Annotated in this window: 21 protein-coding genes, 2 tRNA genes, 1 other RNA gene and 1 pseudogene; 14 read left to right on the top strand and 11 right to left on the bottom strand. The window is 72.9% G+C overall.

Annotation, left to right across the window (positions count from 1 at the left end):
- Nucleotides 1-54: 54 nt before the first annotated feature.
- Nucleotides 55-618 (bottom strand): helix-turn-helix domain-containing protein, encoded by a 564-nt coding sequence (locus HUT06_RS43230; RefSeq protein WP_176200981.1) that lies wholly within the window; start codon nt 616-618, stop codon nt 55-57.
- Between the two features lie 244 nt (nt 619-862).
- On the opposite strand from HUT06_RS43230, the gene HUT06_RS43225 reads away from it, so the two are divergent.
- Both HUT06_RS43225 and HUT06_RS43220 read left to right on the top strand, forming a co-directional pair.
- Nucleotides 863-1,543: a B3/4 domain-containing protein gene (locus tag HUT06_RS43225; protein WP_254715701.1), complete on the top strand. Its 681-nt coding sequence runs from the start codon at nt 863-865 to the stop codon at nt 1,541-1,543.
- Complete coding sequence (locus HUT06_RS43220; RefSeq protein ID WP_176201987.1) at nt 1,543-2,406, top strand: EamA family transporter; 864 nt, start codon at nt 1,543-1,545, stop codon at nt 2,404-2,406. Before HUT06_RS43225 ends, HUT06_RS43220 begins: the two co-directional genes overlap by 1 nt.
- A 65-nt stretch (nt 2,407-2,471) precedes the next feature.
- Here the strand turns inward: HUT06_RS43220 and HUT06_RS43215 are convergent.
- From HUT06_RS43215 to HUT06_RS43205, 3 genes are all read right to left on the bottom strand, one after another.
- Nucleotides 2,472-2,556, bottom strand: a tRNA-Ser gene (locus HUT06_RS43215).
- Between the two features lie 10 nt (nt 2,557-2,566).
- Nucleotides 2,567-3,004 (bottom strand): tRNA adenosine(34) deaminase TadA, encoded by a 438-nt coding sequence (tadA, locus tag HUT06_RS43210; protein WP_176201986.1) that lies wholly within the window; start codon nt 3,002-3,004, stop codon nt 2,567-2,569.
- Nucleotides 3,005-3,080: 76 nt separating this feature from the next.
- Nucleotides 3,081-3,518: a hypothetical protein gene (locus HUT06_RS43205; protein ID WP_176200980.1), complete on the bottom strand. Its 438-nt coding sequence runs from the start codon at nt 3,516-3,518 to the stop codon at nt 3,081-3,083.
- Nucleotides 3,519-3,705: 187 nt separating this feature from the next.
- Between HUT06_RS43205 and HUT06_RS43200 the strand changes: the two genes are divergently transcribed.
- Complete coding sequence (locus HUT06_RS43200; protein WP_176200979.1) at nt 3,706-5,031, top strand: alkaline phosphatase family protein; 1,326 nt, start codon at nt 3,706-3,708, stop codon at nt 5,029-5,031.
- A 15-nt stretch (nt 5,032-5,046) separates the two neighbouring features.
- Here the strand turns inward: HUT06_RS43200 and HUT06_RS43195 are convergent, their stop codons facing one another.
- Nucleotides 5,047-5,532 (bottom strand): tRNA adenosine deaminase-associated protein, encoded by a 486-nt coding sequence (locus tag HUT06_RS43195; protein ID WP_138641691.1) that lies wholly within the window; start codon nt 5,530-5,532, stop codon nt 5,047-5,049.
- A gap of 155 nt (nt 5,533-5,687) precedes the next feature.
- Nucleotides 5,688-6,050 (bottom strand): hypothetical protein, encoded by a 363-nt coding sequence (locus HUT06_RS43190; protein ID WP_176193790.1) that lies wholly within the window; start codon nt 6,048-6,050, stop codon nt 5,688-5,690.
- An 84-nt stretch (nt 6,051-6,134) separates the two neighbouring features.
- Between HUT06_RS43190 and upp the strand changes: the two genes are divergently transcribed.
- The 7 genes and pseudogenes from upp to HUT06_RS43155 all read left to right on the top strand — a co-directional run bounded on the left by upp (nt 6,135) and on the right by HUT06_RS43155 (nt 12,340).
- Complete coding sequence (gene upp, locus HUT06_RS43185) at nt 6,135-6,773, top strand: uracil phosphoribosyltransferase (RefSeq protein WP_176200978.1); 639 nt, start codon at nt 6,135-6,137, stop codon at nt 6,771-6,773.
- 190 nt (nt 6,774-6,963) lie between these two features.
- Nucleotides 6,964-7,221, top strand: a complete 258-nt coding sequence (locus HUT06_RS43180) for a hypothetical protein (RefSeq protein WP_176200977.1) — start codon at nt 6,964-6,966, stop codon at nt 7,219-7,221.
- A gap of 135 nt (nt 7,222-7,356) precedes the next feature.
- Nucleotides 7,357-7,515, top strand: a complete 159-nt coding sequence (locus HUT06_RS43175) for a hypothetical protein (protein WP_176193789.1) — start codon at nt 7,357-7,359, stop codon at nt 7,513-7,515.
- 7 nt (nt 7,516-7,522) lie between these two features.
- Nucleotides 7,523-8,032, top strand: a pseudogene (locus HUT06_RS43170) (PH domain-containing protein); the annotation flags it as partial.
- A gap of 424 nt (nt 8,033-8,456) precedes the next feature.
- Nucleotides 8,457-9,938: a helix-turn-helix transcriptional regulator gene (locus tag HUT06_RS43165; RefSeq protein ID WP_176200975.1), complete on the top strand. Its 1,482-nt coding sequence runs from the start codon at nt 8,457-8,459 to the stop codon at nt 9,936-9,938.
- Nucleotides 9,939-10,063: 125 nt separating this feature from the next.
- The gene (locus tag HUT06_RS43160) at nt 10,064-10,771 is read left to right on the top strand and encodes a FadR/GntR family transcriptional regulator (RefSeq protein ID WP_176200974.1); all 708 of its coding nucleotides are present in this window, start codon (nt 10,064-10,066) and stop codon (nt 10,769-10,771) included.
- A gap of 309 nt (nt 10,772-11,080) precedes the next feature.
- On the top strand, nt 11,081-12,340 hold the full coding sequence (locus tag HUT06_RS43155; RefSeq protein ID WP_176200973.1) for an MFS transporter: 1,260 nt from the start codon (nt 11,081-11,083) through the stop codon (nt 12,338-12,340).
- A 7-nt stretch (nt 12,341-12,347) separates the two neighbouring features.
- Here HUT06_RS43155 and HUT06_RS43150 read toward each other — a convergent pair whose 3' ends face one another.
- Both HUT06_RS43150 and HUT06_RS43145 read right to left on the bottom strand, forming a co-directional pair.
- The gene (locus HUT06_RS43150; protein WP_176200972.1) at nt 12,348-12,656 is read right to left on the bottom strand and encodes a type II toxin-antitoxin system VapB family antitoxin; all 309 of its coding nucleotides are present in this window, start codon (nt 12,654-12,656) and stop codon (nt 12,348-12,350) included.
- Nucleotides 12,657-12,763: 107 nt separating this feature from the next.
- Nucleotides 12,764-13,237, bottom strand: coding sequence for a pyridoxamine 5'-phosphate oxidase family protein (locus HUT06_RS43145; RefSeq protein WP_176200971.1), 474 nt, complete (start codon nt 13,235-13,237; stop codon nt 12,764-12,766).
- Between HUT06_RS43145 and HUT06_RS43140 the strand changes: the two genes are divergently transcribed.
- Nucleotides 13,236-13,718, top strand: coding sequence for a MarR family winged helix-turn-helix transcriptional regulator (locus HUT06_RS43140; RefSeq protein ID WP_176200970.1), 483 nt, complete (start codon nt 13,236-13,238; stop codon nt 13,716-13,718). The two genes, HUT06_RS43145 and HUT06_RS43140, sit on opposite strands and share 2 nt — an antisense overlap.
- 62 nt (nt 13,719-13,780) lie before the next feature.
- Here the strand turns inward: HUT06_RS43140 and HUT06_RS43135 are convergent.
- Nucleotides 13,781-13,868 (bottom strand) — tRNA-Ser (locus tag HUT06_RS43135).
- Nucleotides 13,869-13,878: 10 nt separating this feature from the next.
- On the bottom strand, nt 13,879-14,223 hold the full coding sequence (locus HUT06_RS43130; RefSeq protein WP_176200969.1) for a DUF952 domain-containing protein: 345 nt from the start codon (nt 14,221-14,223) through the stop codon (nt 13,879-13,881).
- Between the two features lie 59 nt (nt 14,224-14,282).
- On the opposite strand from HUT06_RS43130, the gene ffs reads away from it, so the two are divergent.
- Nucleotides 14,283-14,378, top strand: an RNA gene (gene ffs / locus HUT06_RS43125) — signal recognition particle sRNA small type.
- 38 nt (nt 14,379-14,416) lie between these two features.
- On the top strand, nt 14,417-16,507 hold the full coding sequence (locus HUT06_RS43120) for a DNA polymerase III subunit gamma and tau (protein ID WP_176200968.1): 2,091 nt from the start codon (nt 14,417-14,419) through the stop codon (nt 16,505-16,507).
- Between the two features lie 104 nt (nt 16,508-16,611).
- On the opposite strand, the gene HUT06_RS43115 is transcribed toward HUT06_RS43120, so the two are convergent.
- Nucleotides 16,612-17,145 carry a sugar O-acetyltransferase gene (locus HUT06_RS43115; RefSeq protein WP_176201985.1) on the bottom strand — a complete coding sequence of 178 codons (534 nt, stop codon included), beginning with the start codon at nt 17,143-17,145 and terminating at the stop codon, nt 16,612-16,614.
- Nucleotides 17,146-17,379: 234 nt separating this feature from the next.
- Here HUT06_RS43115 and HUT06_RS43110 point away from each other — a divergent pair, with 234 nt between their 5' ends.
- Nucleotides 17,380-17,778, top strand: a complete 399-nt coding sequence (locus tag HUT06_RS43110) for a YbaB/EbfC family nucleoid-associated protein (protein ID WP_176200967.1) — start codon at nt 17,380-17,382, stop codon at nt 17,776-17,778.

Genomic DNA, 17,778 nt, shown 5'->3' with positions numbered 1-17,778 from the left:
CGGGACGAAATGCAGGCGATCAACTCCCCCGCGCGGGGGAAGCGGAGACAGGTATCAAAGGTCCAGCACGGCGAGGATGAAGCGGACCTCTCCGTCCCCGGCGTTGCCGTACGAGTGAGGGCGGTCGCCGACGAACACGGCCGCGGCCCCCTCCTCGACGAGGTCCGTCCGGCCGTCCACCCCGAGCGTCAGCGTGCCCTGCTCCACATAGACGATCTCCTTGGTGCCGGGCACATGCGCGTCGCTCTCCCGCGTCTCCCCGGGCCGCAGCACCCAGTTCCACAGTTCCAGCGACGGCCTCGGGTCGCTGCCGGCCAGCAGCGTCCCCGTCCCGCCGCGCTCGCCCTCCCACAGGATGACATGCCGCTCCGGCCGGAACATCCGCACCGGCGGCTCCTCCTCCACCTGCACGAGCCGCGTCAGCGGCACGCCGAGGGCGTCCGAGATGCGGATGAGCGTGCCCAGGTTCGGGTTGCCGCGCCCCTGCTCCAGCCCGACCAGCACGCCCTTGCTCACTCCGGCGCGTCCGGCCAGCTCGTCGAGGCTCCACCCGTGACCGGCCCGCAGCGCCCGCACGGTCCGCGCGACGGCCTCCCCGATCGCCTCCTGCTCACTCAAGCGCCCTCCACCACTGGTCCGCGTCGCCCGCACCGGCGAACTCCCGGTCCGCCCACCTCGCGCACCGCAGCACCAGTCTCCCGCAGCGACCCATGCCGCGTACCGGTGGCACGAGGTCTCCTTGATCACCGCCTGCCGACACCGCCCGTTGAGCGACCCGAGCCACTCCGCGTCGCCGGTCGTTCTTCGAGCGAGGCCGCCATCGGTCGGTATAGTGGTATCGACGTTGCATTAAAGTGACCGCATGGAGGGTTCGAGGATGTTGGAGCAGGTCGTCGTGGACGAGGCCGTGCGGGAGTTGCGTCCCGACTTCGCCGTCCTCGTGATGACCGCCGAGGGCCTGGCGAACGGGCCCGGGGACGCGGAGTCGGAGAGCTGGCTGGCCGGGGCCGCGGCGAAGGCGGACGCCGCCGACCCGCACGTCGAGGCGTGGCGCGAGGCGTACCGGGCGTTCGGCGCCAAGCCGCAGCGGACGCGCCCGTCCGTGGACGCGCTGCTCCGCCGGGCGGACGCGCTGCCGTCCATCAACAAGGTCGTGGACGCCTACAACGCGGTGAGCGTCGAGTACGCGCTCCCGATCGGCGGCGAGGACCTCGACGCCTATCAGGGGCCGGCGCGGCTGGTCCGCGCCACGGGCGACGAGCCGTTCGACGTGGTCGCGGGCGGGGAGCCCGCGGTGGAGCACCCGAACGCGGGCGAGGTCGTGTGGCGCGACGACGCCGGCGTGACGTGCCGCCGGTGGAACTGGCGCCAGTGCGTCCGGACCCGGCTCACCGAAGACACCAAGAACGGCCTGTTCCTGCTGGAGAGCCTCGCGCCGTACCCGATGGACCGGCTGACCGAGGCGGGCGACCGGCTGGCGGGGCTGCTCCGCGCGATCTCGCCGGACGTCCGGATCGGGAGCCGGCTGCTCGGCGGGCGGTGATGGTCACGGTCCTCGCGCTCAGCGCCGCGCTCGCCTACGGGGTCGCCGACTTCCTCGGCGGCGCCGTGGCGCGCAAGTCCACGGCGCTGAAGGCGCTGACCTGGTGCGTGCCGGCCGGGTTCGCGGTGGTGCTGGTGGCCGCGCTGCTCGGCGGCGGGAGCCCGAGCCCCGGGCCGATGGCGTGGGGCGTCGCGGCGGGGATGAGCGGCGGCGCCGGGCTGATCACGTTCTACCGGGCGCTGGCGCGCGGGCCGATGAGCGTGGTGGCACCGGTGTCCGCGCTGGCGGCGGCGGTGCTGCCGGTGGCCGTCGGCATCGCGAAGGGCGAGCGGCTGGACGCGTCCGTGCTCCTCGGGGTGCTGCTGTGCCTCGTCGCGATCGGACTGGTCAGCATGGAGGCCGGGGACACCAGGGAGGCCACCACCGGCCGCCTCCTGGACTCGGGCCCGATCACGGCCGCCGTTTCCGGGATCTGCTTCGGCGTCTTCTTCGTCCTGCTGGAGGCGGCGGGGGACGGCAGCGGTCTGTGGCCCATCGTCGGCGCCCGGGTCGGCAACCTGCTCGTCGTTCTCGCGGCGGTGCTGTTCGTGGTCGCGCGCGGCCGCAGCCTCGGGCCGCGGGTGTCCGGGCGGACGCTGATCGGGCTGGCGCTGCTGTCCGGGAGCCTGGACGCGGGCGCGAACGTCCTTTACTTCGTCGTGGTGCACGACGGCCTGCTGAGCCTGGCCGCCGTCCTCACCTCGCTCTACCCGGCGATCACGGTGCTGCTGGCGCGGATCGCCTACAGCGAGCGCCTGCGCGCCGTCCAACGCGTGGGCCTCGTCGTGGCCGCGGCCGGCGTGGCGCTGGTCACGGTCGGCTGAGACACCCGGCAAAAGAGCGCAAGCACCAGAAAGGGCCGCGACTCGGTCGCGGCCCTCAGTGCGAGCGGTGGTGGTGGGATTCGAACCCACGGAAGGTTGCCCTTCACACGCTTTCGAGGCGTGCGCCCTCGTCCACTAGGCGACACCACCGCGGGAGAGCCTACCCGACTCTGCGGCGCGCGAAGAACTCGATAAGCGGTGCGGCGCACTCGTCGGCCATGAGTTCGGCGATCACCTCGGGCCGGTGGTTGAGGCGACGGTCCCGGACGACGTCCCACAGCGAGCCGATCGCGCCCGCCTTCGGATCGACGGCGCCGTACACGATCCGGTCGACGCGGGCCTGGACGGACGCCCCCGCGCACATAGTGCAGGGCTCCAGCGTGACGACCAGCGTGCAGCCGGGCAGCCGCCACGTCCCGAGGGAGGCCGCCGCCTCCCGCAGCGCGACGATCTCCGCGTGCCCGGTCGGGTCGGCGGACGCCTCGCGGTCGTTGCGGCCGGTGCCGATGACCTCGCGGGACGCGTCCAGCACGACCGCCCCGACGGGGATCTCCCCGGCCTCGGCGGCGGCCCGCGCCTCGGCCAGCGCCCGCCGCATCGCCGGGACGTACCGCGCGAGCACCGGGTCGGTCACATCGCCCGCCGGGTCGGACGGGCGCGGGGGACGGCCGGGCTCAGTCACGGAGCCGGTCGAATTCCTCGCCGAAGCCGGCCTGCTCGGCGACCGCGAGGAGCGCGTCGCCGGGCAGCGCGCGCTCGCCGAGGTCGGCGAGCCGCTTGGCCTCGACGCCGAGGTCCTCCAGCAGGGCCGGGTCGCCGCCGGAGTCGCCGTCCGGGACCTCGCCGACGAGCTGCTGGAACAGCGAGCCGAGCCCGTCCTCGCGGATGGTGGACACGTAGGCGCGGGGCTCGTCCTCCCCGTCCAGCCGGACGACCGCGAACCAGTCGTCGTCCTGCTCGATCAGCAGCAGCACCGGGTCGCCGTAGGACTCGACGGCGGCCTCCCGCATCAGGTCGGCGACGTCGTCGACGTGGTCCGCCTCGTCGAGCACGGCCTCGGCGCCGACCCAGCCCTGCGGGGTCTGCGCGAACACGGCGGCGAAGTAGGGCACGTGCTCATTGTGACCCACGGGGATGTGGCGGTCACACCCCTCATGGGCGGTCGAATCCGGACACCGCTCCCCACCGACAGTCGTGAATAAACTTCAGGTTCTGTCCGGTGGCGGACCGGCCGCCGTCCTTCCCCCGCGTCCCGGAAGTCCGGATACTGCACAGCGGTCCCCATCCGGGAGGAACGCCATGAGCGCGGACGAACTGAGCAGGCGCGGGTTTCTGGCGGGGACGGCGGGCGCCGCGGCGATCCTGGCGGCGGGCGCCGCCGGCGGGTCGTCCACCGAGGCCCACGCCGCCCAGCTCGCCGCGACGAAACGGGCACCGGTCGCCGAACTCCCCGACCCGGCGGAGTCCGGCATCGACCACATCGTGGTCGTGATGATGGAGAACCGGTCCTTCGACCACTACATGGGCTGGCTCCCCGGCGCGGACGGCCGCCAGGCCGGCCTCACCTTCACCGACGCCGACGGAAACGAGCACGGCACCCACCATCTGAAGGTGCCGTGGGGCTGCGGCTTCCAGGACCCCGACCACTCCTACGCGGGCGGACGGGTCGAGTACAACGACGGCGACTGCGACGGGTGGCTGCGCGCCGGGAACAACGACGTGTTCTCCATCGGCTACTACGAGGGCCCCGACCTGGGCTTCCACGGCCACGCCGCCCTCGACTGGACGGTCTGCGACCGCTACTTCCCCGCGATCATGTCGTCCACGTTCCCCAACCGGATCTACCAGCACGCGGCGCAGACCGACCGCATCTCCAACTCGCTGACGATCTCCGAGACCACCACCATCTGGGACCGGCTGAAGGCCAAGGGCGTCTCCTGCCGCTACTACTTCAGCGACGTCCCGTTCACCGCGCTCTGGGGGCTCCGCCACCTCGACATCAGCCGCGGCATCTGGGAGTTCCGCGCCGACGCCCTCACCGGACGGCTGCCCGCGGTCAGCTTCGTCGAGCCCGGCTTCCTCGGGGAGATCTTCCTGCCCGGCATGTCCGAGGACGAGCACCCGCTCGCCGACATCCGGTTCGGGCAGGCGTTCCTGAACGAGGTCTACACGGCGGTCGTCACCTCGCCGAACTGGCCGCGCACCCTGTTCGTGATCAACTACGACGAGTGGGGCGGGTTCTTCGACCACGTCCCGCCGCCCGCCGGCCCCGACCCGCGCCCCGACCTCGGCACCGGGCTGCGCGGCTTCCGCGTCCCGTGCCTGCTGATCTCGCCGCGGGCCCGGCGCGGCGCCGTCGCGCACGAGGTGTACGACCACACGTCCGTGCTGAAGGCGATCGAGTGGCGCTGGGGCCTGGAGCCGCTGACCGTACGGGACGCCGCCGCCCGCAACATCGCCGAGGTCCTCGACTTCACCAGCCCGCCGGACACGCGCGCGCCCCGCTACGACGCCAGGCGCCCCATCAGCCTGGGCTGCCTGGACCCGGCCCACAGCCACACGGGCGACGACTGGGCCGGCCTGAGCGAATACGCCCGGACCCACGGATTCCCGGCGCCCGCCTGACCGGGCACCACCGGACTACGGGACGGCGTCGAGGGCGCGTTCGAAGGCGGGCGCGAAGCCGACGCGGCCGGCGATGCTGAGCAGCATCTCGTCCGGGTACAGCTCCAGGTCGCCGGAGATCGCGCCGAGCTCCATCTCGTCCAGCCCCAGGTCGGCGAAGATCGACATGTCGCCGACCGGGAGGACCTGGTCGAGCTCCTCGTCCTCCGGGATCGGGATGTCCAGGTAGTCGAGCACCTGGCCGGCCAGCGGCCAGTCGACCGAGGCGGTGACGTCCGACAGGAAGACCATGACGTCGTCGCCGAGGAGCCGGATGGCGACGAAGAAGTCGTCGCCGACCGAGACCAGCCCGACCGTGCCGCCGAGGCTCGGCTGCTGGCGCAGGGCATGGATCAGCCCCGCGAGGTCCTCGGTCAGCGCCACCGGGAGGATCTCGGCCTCCCAGCGCTCGTCTTCCCGGTACACCACGACGGCGAAGTCCGTCGCGTCCACATCCGTCATTTCCACCCCACCGGCGCGTCTCCTGCCAGGGCATGGTCGCAGATGCGGCGCGCAGACGCGTGCCCCACCGTCAAACTCGGCGCCGCACCCGGCGGTCAGACCGGGAGTCGGCACCACGTACTGGTACCTGGCGCCAAGAACCTATCCAATCCCCATCAATTGATGCGGAAGGTGCGGCGGCGCAGGGCCGCGTGGATCCGCGCGCGGCGGGACCGGTGCGGCGTCACCCGGGCGCGCAGCTCGCGGGCCTCCGCCAGCTCGCGCAGGAAGATGGCCCGGCGGCGCAGATGCTCGCGCACCTGCTCGGGGGAGATGTCGCCCTGCGGGCCGGGGCGCGGCGGGGGCTCCTCGCCTGTGACTTCGGTCACCGCGGCGTCCGCCGCGGGGGAGGCGGCCTCGGCGGCGGGGGGTTCGGAGGGTCCGGCGGGACGGTGGGAGGCGGGCGGGCCGGGCGCGCCGGACGCGGATTCGCGCGGCCCCGCAGGTCCTCTCGGCTGGTGCTCGCTCTCGCTGTTCATACCGCCATACTGCCCAGCTCAGCGGCGTCCTATCCTAGATCGGCAGGGTCCGGCCGGGCGGCCGGGGTGGGCTACGGTGACCCCATGCAGACCCTCGCCGTCGACCACCCCCTCGTCGCGCACAAGCTCACCACGCTGCGGGACGTCCGCACCGACTCCCCCACCTTCCGGCGCCTGGCCGACGAGCTGGTCACCCTGCTCGCCTACGAGGCCACGCGCGATGTCCGGGTCGCGGCGGCGACCGTCCAGACCCCCCTCGTCGAGACGCGCGGCGTCCAGCTGGCGAGCCCGAAGCCGCTCGTCGTGCCGATCCTGCGCGCCGGGCTCGGGATGCTGGACGGGATGACGCGGCTGCTCCCCACCGCCGAGGTCGGCTTCCTCGGCATGATCCGGGACGAGGGCACGCTGCAGGCCCAGACGTACGCGACCCGCCTGCCGGACGACCTGTCCGGGCGGCAGTGCTACGTCCTGGACCCGATGCTCGCCACCGGCGGGACGCTCGCCGCCGCGATCCGGCTGCTGATCGACCGCGGCGCCGACCACGTCACCGCGATCTGCCTGCTCGCCGCCCCCGAGGGGCTGGCGTACCTGGAGCAGGCGTTCGCCGACATCTCGGCGCCGGTCCGGGTGGTCACCGCGGCGATCGACTCCCACCTCGACGAGCAGGGCTTCATCATGCCCGGCCTCGGCGACGCGGGGGACCGCCTGTACGGCGTCGTCTGACCCGGCCCGGCCGCGCCGCCGCCGTCCGTCCCCTCCCTCCCGGATACCCGACGTGACCTGCGATGTTCGTTCCCGGGCCCAGGGGGTACCACACGGCTACGGAACGCCGCGCGCGTTCCCTCCGCCGTCCCGGCACAGGGGACCGTCAACGGACCGGGCGGCGCGAGCGAGTTCGAGTCGAGGTCGCACGATGGCTCACCAAGGGGACGATCTGCCGCGCTACGCCGCGATCGGCGAGCGGCTCACCGAGGAGTTCGACGGGGTGCACGGCGCCGACACGGTGGACCGGTGCGTCTCCGCCGCGCGCTACGGCGCCGAGGAGGTGACGGGGTCGGCACCGGCCGATCTCGTGGAGCGCATCGCGCGCCGCCACCTGGAGGTGCTCGCGACCGTCGCGGCCGAGAAGCGCCGCAAGGCGAGCCGGTCGTCGCTGGACAACGCGCCATAGCCGGCCGCGAGTGCCGCGGGCGAACTCCGCGGTGGCCTTCGGTGGCGGCAACGCGCTACATCCCTTGCTTTGCCGGTCGGACGCGCTGTGCGAGACTGAACCGGGGTCCGTGAGTCGACGCTCCGGGAGGCGGCCGTGCCCGCAAAGAAGTACATGACATGGGCCGCGGTGGCCTTTGTGGCCTTCTACGTCATCCAGCAGCCGGACGGCGCGGCGCAGTCGGTGGAGACGGCGGCCAACGGCCTCGCCTCCGCCGCCGGGTCCCTGGCCACCTTCGTCAACGCGCTCGCCTGAGGCCGGGATGAGACTCGTCACCCCCGGCGACTCGGCGCCCGCGTCGGTCAACAAGTACCTGCTCCCGCACGAGAACCAGGTGATCACGGTGCGCCGGCACCCGGCCGTGCTGATGGTCCCGGTCGGGCTCGTCCTCGGCGGCCTGATCGTCGCGGGCGTGCTGAGCAACACCGTCGCCAGCGACGCGGGGAAGGTGATCAGCTGGATCTGGTGGGGCTGGCTGATCCTGCTCGCCTGGTTCGTCTGGCGCGTCGCGGAGTGGTCGGTCGACTACTTCGTCATCACCAACCAGCGGATGCTGCTCACCACGGGCCTGATCACCCGCAAGGTCGCGATGATGCCGCTGGCCAAGGTCACCGACATGAGCTTCAAGCGGACGATCGCGGGCCGCATGCTCGGCTACGGCGAGTTCATCCTGGAGTCCGCCGGCCAGGACCAGGCGCTCACCAACGTGGACTACCTGCCCTACCCCGAGCAGCTGTACCTCGAAGTCTGCGAGATGATCTTCCCGAACAAGAATCCGGAGCCGGTGGAGAAGACCCTCCCCCCGCCCCCGCCGCCGCGCCGGCCGAGGAAGACCGAGGACGTCCCCGCCGCCCCCGGCCCCCAGGACGGCGCCGACACCGAGGCGTGATCCGTCCCGGCCATGGCGGCGCGATGGCCGGAAAGCGCGGCGGACTGGTCAATATCGGCGGTGACCGAGATCTTGTCGGCCCCTTCGGATACCGTCGTTGAGGTGACAGACGTCGCGACCGCCGGACGACCGGCCGGTACGAACCGGCGCGCCACCGCCTTCCAGCAGCGTGCGCGCGACGGCCGGGCGGGTCCGCGCCGGCGGGTCTCCTCCAACCCCGCTTCCTTGCTCTCGATGTGCGATAACGCGCAATGTGCAATCATGTCGGCACCCCAGCCGCCTGTTTACTTCCGCTAAGTGAGTCCACATGCCGGGTCCAGGCAATGTCGGCGAACGTGTCCGCAACCTGCGGCTGACCAGACGCTTGTCGCAGGCACAGCTCGCCGGTCACGACCTTTCCGACAGCTACATCTCCTTGATCGAATCGGGTAAGCGCACGCCTACCCCGACGGTGCTGCGCATGCTCGCCGAGCGCCTCGGCTGCACCCCGGAGTACCTCGCCGAGGGGGTGGAGCCGGAGCAGCGCGCGCACCTGGAGGTGCGGGAGCGGCACGCCCACCTCGCGCTGCTGCGCGGCGACGCCGGCACCGCCGAGGCCGGCTTCGACGAGGTGATCGCCCGCAGCGACGACCCGGACCTCACGTCCCGCGCCCGCTGGGGGCGCGCCCGCGCCCTGGAGGAGCTGGGCCGGACGGACGCCGCGATCGCGCTGTTCGAGGAGCTGCGCGAGCAGGCCGAACGCGACCCGGGCCGGGCCAGCTGGCTGCCGCCCGTGATCGCGCTGGCCCGCTGCTACCACGCCGTCGGCGACCTGGGGCAGGCCATCGCGCTCGGCGAGCGCGCCGTCGAACGGCTCGAACAGCTCGGGCTCGGCGTCGGCAACGAGTTCACCGAGGCCGGACGCATCCTGCTGCTCGCCTACGTGGACCGCTCTGACCCGGCGCGCGCGCACGACCTCGGCCGGCGCCTCCTCCACCCGGACGAGTCCGCCGAGACCGAGCCGGTGAGCGTCCACTACCAGCGGGCCAGCATGCGGGCCCTGGACGAGGGCACCGTCGGCGACTCCCTCTACTTCGCCGACCAGGCCCTCGCGGCACGTACGGATGCCACGCCTGTGCAGAGCCAGGCCCGTCTGGCCCTTGCCGGCGCCAAGGCGCTGCTCAGGGGCGTCCTGCCGTTCTCGGTCATCGCTGCGCCGGGTGCGATGCCGTCCGGTGAGTTCGGTGTCGAACGCCCGCGCGCCGAAGGCTCGCGTGAGGCCGCGCAGGAGGCACTGGCCCTCCTCCAGTCGACGGGGGATCTCGAAGGCGACGAGTTCACCGAGAGCACCATCGCCAAGGCGCGCGCGCTGGTCCTCATGGGCGAGCTGGACGACGCGATCGCCACGCTGGAGCAGTTCCTCAACACCGGCCTGGCCCTCGCTCCTCCGACGAGCCCCCACAGCGTGACGCCGCAGCCCGGCAGCGACCTCGCCGTCCGTACGCAGAAGAGCGTGCTGGCCAGGCTCGTCCTAGCGCGGGCACGCGTGGCCCAGGGCGACCACACGGCCGCCCAGGTGGTGCTGCGCGCCGCGTCCGAGCAGCTCGCGATGCTGGCGCCGGGCCGTCCGGCGGCACATCTGTTCAGGGAACTGGGCGAGCTGTTCGAGCTCGTCCAGGACAGCGAGAGCGCGGCCGCCGCCTACCGCCAGGCGCTCGAGGCGGCGGGTCTGTCCGCGTCCCTGCTCATATCGGCGTCCGGCGCACGGGCTCCGTCCTTCCACGGCCAGCACGACGACCCCGCCCTCTGAGGGCGGCACCTCCGCCGCCCGCGGACGCGATCAGTTGTGAGGCATCTCCCGCCGAGCCGGGAACAATCCCGCCTGATCTCGCATTACCCTTAAACGTAGGATGACTGGTTGACCGGAGGTTGGCGATGACGTTGCGCACGGCTCGGCGATCGTCCCTGGTCGACCAGGTGATCGCCCAGCTCAGGGACGAGATCGTCGGCGGGAACTGGCCGGTCGGCGCCAAGATCCCGCCGGAGCCGGTGCTGGCGGAGTCGCTGGGCGTCGGCCGCAACACCGTTCGCGAGGCCGTCCGCGCGCTGACCCACGCCGGCCTCCTCGAAAGCAGGCAGGGCGACGGGACGTACGTGCGCGCGACGAGCGAGCTGTCCGGTGCCGTCCGGCGGCGCCTGGAGCGGGCGGAGCTCATCGAGATCCTGGAGGTCCGGCGCGGGCTGGAGGTGGAGGCCGCGAGGCTCGCCGCGACCCGCCGCACCGAGGCCGACATCGCCGCCATCGCGGTCGCCCTCGCCCGCCGCGACGCCGCGCTGGCGGCCGGCGCGCACGAGACGTTCGTCGAAGCGGACCTCGCCTTCCACATGGCCGTGGTCGAGGCCACCCACAACCGCGTCCTGACGGACCTGTACCGCGACTTCAGCGCCGCGCTGCGGGCCAGCATCGGCACCGCCGGCGCCCTCCTCGAACACACCGACGTCCCGCACGGCCCCATCGCCGCTGCCGTCGAGGTCGGCGACGCCGAGGCCGCGACCCGCGCCACCCACGCGTGCCTGGACCAGATCCTCGCCACCGCCCTCTCCGGCCGCCGACCGGGACGCGAGGCCGTACATGAGCCCTGACCCACGCGACCCGGACCGCCGCGACGGCGACGTGATGCGACCGCCCTGCCGGTCTTCCGCCGCCTGACGAGCGCCCGCCCCTGAGGCCCGCCGAGCGGGCCGGACCAACGCGCCGCACGCCCCCCCGACGCCCGGCCCCACCATTACCTCTCGCCCCGAGCAGGGGAGAACGCCGCCCCGACGGTCGTGACGACGGAACCACTGCGCGAACCGCGCCCCGATCGATTCCGGCCAGTGCGGCGAAGACGACGAATGAAGACGTGCCCCGGTGCCCCGCGCCGGTGCGGAAATGACGATGAGCAAGGTGAGATGAACAGTTCTGCGACGACTCCGGTTTCCCGCGCCACGGCCGTCTGGTCGCTGGTCGGGCTGGTCCTGCTGACGGTCAACCTGCGGGCGGCGATCACCGGCATCGCCCCCGTGCTCGGCGAGCTGCGGGACGTCTTCGGCCTGTCGGGCGCCGAGGTCGGCGTCCTCACCACGCTGCCGGTGCTGTGCCTGGGCGTCTTCGCGGCCGTGGCGCCGCTCGCGGCGCGCCGGTTCGGCGCCGAGACCGCCATCGCCGGCTCCCTCGTCATGATCACCGCGGGGATCGTGCTGCGCGTGGTGCAGTCCCCGGTGTCGCTGTTCCTTGGAACGGTCCTGGCGGGCGCGGGGATCGCGATGGGCAACGTCCTCATGCCGGCTGTCATCAAGCGCGTGTTCCCGACCCGCGTGGGTTCGCTCACCGGCCTCGCCATGATGCTCATGGCGACCAGCGGCGCCGTCGCGGCCGGGCTCGCGGTGCCGCTGGACGAGGCGGGCGGCTGGCGGCTCGCGCTCGCCGTCTGGGCCGTCCCGTCCCTGGTCGCCGTGCTGGTCTGGGGACCGCTCGCGCTCCGCGTCCGCCGCGAGCCGGCCGCCGCGGCACCGGCCGCCGCCGCCCCGCGCGGCGAGGGCTCGCTGCTGCGCTCCCCGACGGCCTGGCACGTCGCGGCCTTCATGGGGCTGGCGTCGCTGATGTTCTACGTGCTGATGTCGTGGCTCCCGGAGATCATGCAGGACGCCGGGTTCGCGCCCGCGGCCGCCGGGATGATGGTCTCCACGATGCTGATCGTCGGGATCCCGCTCGGGTTCGTCGTCCCGGTGTTCGCGGCGCGGCTGCGCGACCAGCGCCCGCTGGTCGTCGCCGTCGCCGCGACCATGGTGGTGGGCGTCGTCGGGCTGATGCTCGCCCCGTCCGCCGGCTGGACGTGGGTGATCGTCCTCGGCCTCGGCACCGGCAGCGCGTTCCCGCTGGCGTACACGCTGCTCAGCCTGCGCTCGCCGAGCCCGCACGTGGCGGCGGCGCTGTCCGGGATGGCGCAGACGGGCGGCTATCTCCTCGCGGGCGCCGGCCCGCTCGCGGTCGGGGTGCTGCACGACGCCACGGGCGGCTGGAACGTCCCGCTCGTCCTGCTGCTCGTGCTGGTCGTGCCGGAGGTCGTGTTCGGCCTGCTGGCGGCGCGCCCGGGGTTCGTCCGCCCGGCGCGTCCGCGCACCGGCCCGAAGCACGCCCGCGCCCTGGAGCCCGCCGCGCGCACCCGCTGACCGGCGGTCAGCTCATGTCGACGGCGTCCAGATCCAGGACGCGCGCGTGCAGGACGAGCCGCTGGTGCAGCGCGGCCCGCAGCGCCCGGTGCAGGCCGTCCTCCAGGTAGAGCTCCCCGTGCCACTGGACGACGTGCGGGAACAGGTCGCCGTAGAACGTGGAGTCCTTGGACAGCAGCGACTGGAGGTCCATCTCCCGCTTGGTGCTGACGAGCTGGTCGAGGCGGACCTGGCGGGGCGGGATCTTGGCCCAGTCCCGGGACGAGAGCCCGTGGTCCGGATAGGGCCTGCCATCACCGACCGCCTTGAAGATCACCCTTCGAGTCTACGGCGTCGGCCCCACCCGGAGAAGGCGACGCAACAACATGCGTCACTCCACTTACCACACCTGTAAACCAGTTACCGCCCAGGTCAACGACCCCGTCACTTAGTTCCGTCCGGCTTCCGCCAGGAGCCGTTCAGCGTGCTGAGGCGCCACGGCGTCATCTTCAGGACGGTGATCTGCTCGTCCAGCGGGCCCGCGGCGCCGAGGACGCGGGGGTCGAACCCGAGCGGGTGCTCGGCCGCCTCGAACAGGTCCCAGACCTTGCGGCGCGTCCCGGCGTCGCCGGCGAACTCCGCCGCGCACTCCGCGACCGCGACCTCCTGTGCGGGGTCCCAGTACGAGCAGGACACGTACGGGCGGTGGCCGATGTGCGCGACCTTGGGTGACGCCGGACGTGTGAAGGCCCACCCGGTGAGGTCGTCGCCGGTGAGCTCCCAGTACGGATGGACGACGCGCGAGCGGGGGCGGCCCAGGCGGTCGACGGTGGCCAGCGAGCACCACACGACCCGGTGCGCGACGGCGACGAACTCCCGGAGCAGCGCGGTCTCCGGTCTGCTACCTTCCACAACCATGGTTGTGGATATTAAGGCGGAAGACCTGGAGTTGTCACTCCTCGCCCTCTTCGCCGGCTGGGCCATGGCCGACCGGGTTCAGCGGCGGCTCGCCGCCGACGGGTTCGGCGAGCTGCGGATCAACGACGGGGTGGTGATCCAGCATGTGGTCGCCGGACCGCTCTCGATCACCGCGCTCGCCGAGCGGATGGGCATCACCCAGCAGGCCGCCTCGAAGGCCGTCGCCGACCTGGAGGCCCGCGGGCTGGTCGAGCGGCGGCGCTCCACCGAGGACGCGCGGACCAGGCACCTGCACCTCACCGGCCGCGGCCGGGACGCGGTGCGCGCGGCCCGGACCGTCCGCGCCGAACTCGACGCCGAACTGGCGGCGGAGTTCGGGGCCGGGCGCATCGCCGAGACGCGCGAGTTGCTCGCCGGGATCCTCACCCGGTTCGACGCGGGGGACGCGATCCGCCGCCGCCGCGTCCGTCCCCCGATCTAGCGCGCCGGCGACCGGGACCGCATGCGAAAGGCCGGTGCCCGTGTCGGGCACCGGCCTCGGTGTGGCGGAGGATGCGAGATTCGAACTCGCGAGGGCGTGAACCCAACACGCTTTCCAAGCGTGCGCCCTAGGCCACTAGGCGAATCCTCCACGGGGAAGCCTACCGGTTCTCGGGCAGTGACCTGACATCAATTACGGCGGAGACCGGGATCGGTCCGTAGACGTGCGGGAAGACCGCGTCACCGACGGGCTCGTGGCGGACGGGAGCGTCCAGGCGGGACACGTCGATGACCAGCAGAACCAGGTCGTCTCGGTCGATACCGCTATAGAAGCGGGCGAGGACGCCGTCCACCTGGGGCATGTCGGACGAGCAGTGGATGAAACCCTCGTCGTCCAGCGTCCGGCCCAGCGTGGACATGGTGTACGACACACCGGTGGTGCGGGCGGATTCCCAGTGGGTCCGTTCGGCGATGTGCAGGAGGGTGTCCTGGGATGCGGTGGGCATGACGCGGAGACTATGCGGGAACCGTGGCAATCCACGGCCGGGGATGCCATAGACTCTGGGGAGACCCCTCGCATGGCGTCATCCTGTGAACCTCCCCAGGGCCGGAAGGCAGCAAGGATAAACAGGCTCTGGCGGGTGTGCGGGGGGTCCTTTCGCTTCTGACGCTCTGCTTCTCCAGGAGGGCGGACCCCCGATGAGTCTGGCGCTGTACCGCAAGTACCGGCCAGCGACGTTCGCCGAGCTGAAGGGACAGGAGCACGTCGCGGAGCCGCTGCAGCAGGCCCTGCGCAACGGCCGGATCAACCACGCGTACCTGTTCAGCGGTCCGCGCGGGTGCGGTAAGACCTCCAGCGCCCGGATCCTCGCCCGCTCCCTGAACTGCGAACTGGGGCCGACGCCCGATCCGTGCGGCAAGTGCGATTCGTGCGTCGCGCTCGGCCCGTCCGGGACGGGGCACATCGACGTCATCGAGATCGACGCCGCGTCCCACGGCGGTGTCGACGACGCCCGCGACCTGCGGGAGCGTGCGTTCTTCGCGCCGGTGGCGGCGCGCTTCAAGGTGTACATCATCGACGAGGCGCACATGGTCACCCGCGAGGGCTTCAACGCGCTGCTGAAGCTCGTCGAGGAGCCGCCGCCGCACCTGAAGTTCGTGTTCGCGACGACCGAGCCGGAGAAGGTCATCGGGACGATCCGCTCCCGGACCCACCACTACCCGTTCCGGCTGATCCCGCCCGGCGTGCTGCAGGAGCTCGTCGAGGAGATCCTCAAGGCGGAGGACGTCCCCTACGAGACGTCCGCGCTGCCGCTGGCGGTGCGCGCGGGCGCCGGCTCCGCCCGCGACACCCTGTCGATCCTGGACCAGCTGCTCGCCGGGTCGGACGAGCAGGGCATCACCTACGCGCGGGCCGTCTCGCTGCTCGGCTACACCGACTCCGCCCTGCTGGACGAGGTCATCGCGGCCTTCGCGGCCCGCGACGGCGCCGCCGTCTTCGCCGCGATCGACCGGGTCGTCGAGAGCGGCCAGGACCCGCGCCGGTTCACCGCCGACCTGCTGGAGCGCGTCCGCGACCTGGTGATCCTGTCGAACGTCCCGGAGGCCGGTGGGACGGGCCTGCTGAACGTTCCGCCGGACGAGCTGGAGGCGATGCGCCGCCAGGCGTCCTCCATGGGCCCGGGGGAGCTGACCCGCGCCGCCGACCTGCTGCACACCGGCCTCACCGAGATGCGCGGCGCGACGTCCCCGCGGCTGCTGCTGGAGCTGATCTGCGCCCGCATCCTGCTGCCCGCCGCCTACGAGGACGAGGCGTCCATGTTCGCCCGCCTCGACCGCCTGGAACGCCAGGCCTCCCAGGGCTCCGTCGCCGCACCGGCTGAGGGCATGGCTCCGGCGTTCACGCCGCCGCCCGCTCCCGCTCCGGCCCCCGCACCGCCCCAGGCCGAGCGACCTTCGCCGCCGCCCGCCGCGCCTGCCGCGCCCGAGCGTCCGGCCGAAACGCGTCCGCCCGAATCCCGCCCGGCTCCACCGCCGGAGGCCCGACCGGCCCCGCAGGCGGAAGCCCGCCCGGCCCCCTCACCGCCGGCGCAGCCGAGCCAGGCTCCCGCCGCGGGCGGGGGGATGGACTTCGGGACCGTCCAGCGGCTCTGGCCGGACGTGGTGGAGGCCGTCAAGCAGAAGAGCCGCGCCACCTGGATGACGATCATGTCCGGTGTCCAGCCGGTGTCGCTGGACGGCAAGGTCCTGACCCTGGGCTTCGACGCGGAGGGACGCCGGCTGGGCTTCGTCAACGGCGGCCGCGAGACCGTCCTCCGCGAGGTCTTCAAGGAGCGGATGGGCGTCGACTGGCGCATCGACACCGTCGTCGGAGGCGGCGGAGGCGGAGGCGGTGGCGCCCGCCCCTCGAACCCGGGGCCCGGCGGCGGCCGGCCGGGCGGGGGCTTCGGCAACGCGCAGTCCTCCGGTTTCGGCGGGTCCGCCCCGTCCGGCGGCTTCGGCAACGCGGCCCAGCCGGCGCCGCAGGCCGCGCCCCAGGCGGCGCGGCCCAACCCCGCTCCGCGCCCGGCGGACGGCGAGAGCGCGGCACGCCAGGCGGACCCGGGCCCCCTGCCCCCGCCGCCGGACGAGCCCCCGCCGCCTCCCGAGCCCGCGCCCATGGACGAGAGCGACGAGGTCGACCCCGAAGGCGACGCCGACGCCGACGGCACCGAGGCCGAGATGAACGGCATGGCCCTTATCCAGCGCGAACTCGGCGGCCAGATCATCCGCGAGATCGACAACACCTGACCCCGACGCGGCCGGTCCGCCACCGGGAGTTCATCGCAGTGTCGGCGGCCTCCACTCGGACGGCGTGTGACTCGAACCACGTCGCGGGGGCGTCGGCCGTGGGCTCAGAGGGAGCGGATCACCCGGGCGGGGTTGCCCACGGCCACGACGTTCGCGGGGACGTCCTTCGTCACCACGGCGCCCGCGCCGATGACGCTGTTCTCGCCGATGGTCACCCCGGGCAGGACGATGGCGCCGCCGCCCAGCCAGACGTTGTCCTCGATCACGATCGGCTCGGCGGCCTCCAGCTTCGCCCGCCGCCGCTCGGGGTCGAGAGGGTGCGTCGGCGTGAGCAGCTGCACGTTCGGGCCGATCTGCACGTCGCTGCCGATCGTGATGGGCGCGACGTCCAGCGCGGTCAGGCCGAAGTTGGCGAACGTGCCGGAACCGACGGTGATGGAGGAGCCGTAGTCGACGTGCAGGGGCGGACGTATATGGGCGTCCGGCGCGATCGAGCCGAGGAGGTCCTCCAGGATGGGGCGGGCCGCGTCCGGGTCGGTGGCGTAGACCTCGCCGTACCGGTGGGCCAGGGCGACGGCGCGTCTGGACGCCGCCTCCAGGTCGGGGTCGTCGGCGATGTAGAGGTCACCGGCCAGCATCCGCTCGCGGTTGCCGCGCGGGTCCCCGGCGAAGAAGTCGGTCACCGGCGCGAGCCTAGCCGGGCGCGTGCGGCAGGTTTGGCGCGGATCAGGCGTGGGAGCACTCCGGCCAAGATCGTGACCGGCGTACTTACCGCATCATGGCGCGAACCCGTAGTCTCGTGGGACGGACGTCCGGCGGCTGGCGGAGCGCCAGAGAGCAGGCCCTCGGGGGCCGGAAGTAGGGAGTGCACCGTGGAACCCGGTGGTCAGTTGAACATGCAGGAGCTTCTGCAGCAGGCGCAGGCCATGCAGCAGCAGCTCTTCACCGCGCAGCGCGAGCTCGCGGAGGCCGAGGTGCAGGGCACCGCGGGCGGCGGGCTCGTCACGGCGACGGTCAACGGGCAGGGCGAGGTCACGGGCCTGGCGATCGACCCGAAGGCGATCGACGCCGACGACCCGGCCGACACGGCGGAGACGATCGCCGATCTCGTCCTGGCCGCGATCCGCGACGCCGGGCGCGCGGTGCAGGAGCTCCAGCAGGAGAAGATGGGACCGCTCGCGCAGGGGCTCGGCGGCGGCATGCCCGGCGGGCTGCCCGGCGGCGGGCTGCCCGGCGGCTTCCCGGGTCTCGGCGGCGGCCAGGGCTCCTGA

The organism is Actinomadura sp. NAK00032 (genome assembly GCF_013364275.1).
Lineage (GTDB): Bacteria > Actinomycetota > Actinomycetes > Streptosporangiales > Streptosporangiaceae > Spirillospora.
This window is presented reverse-complemented; position numbering and strand designations above follow the sequence as displayed.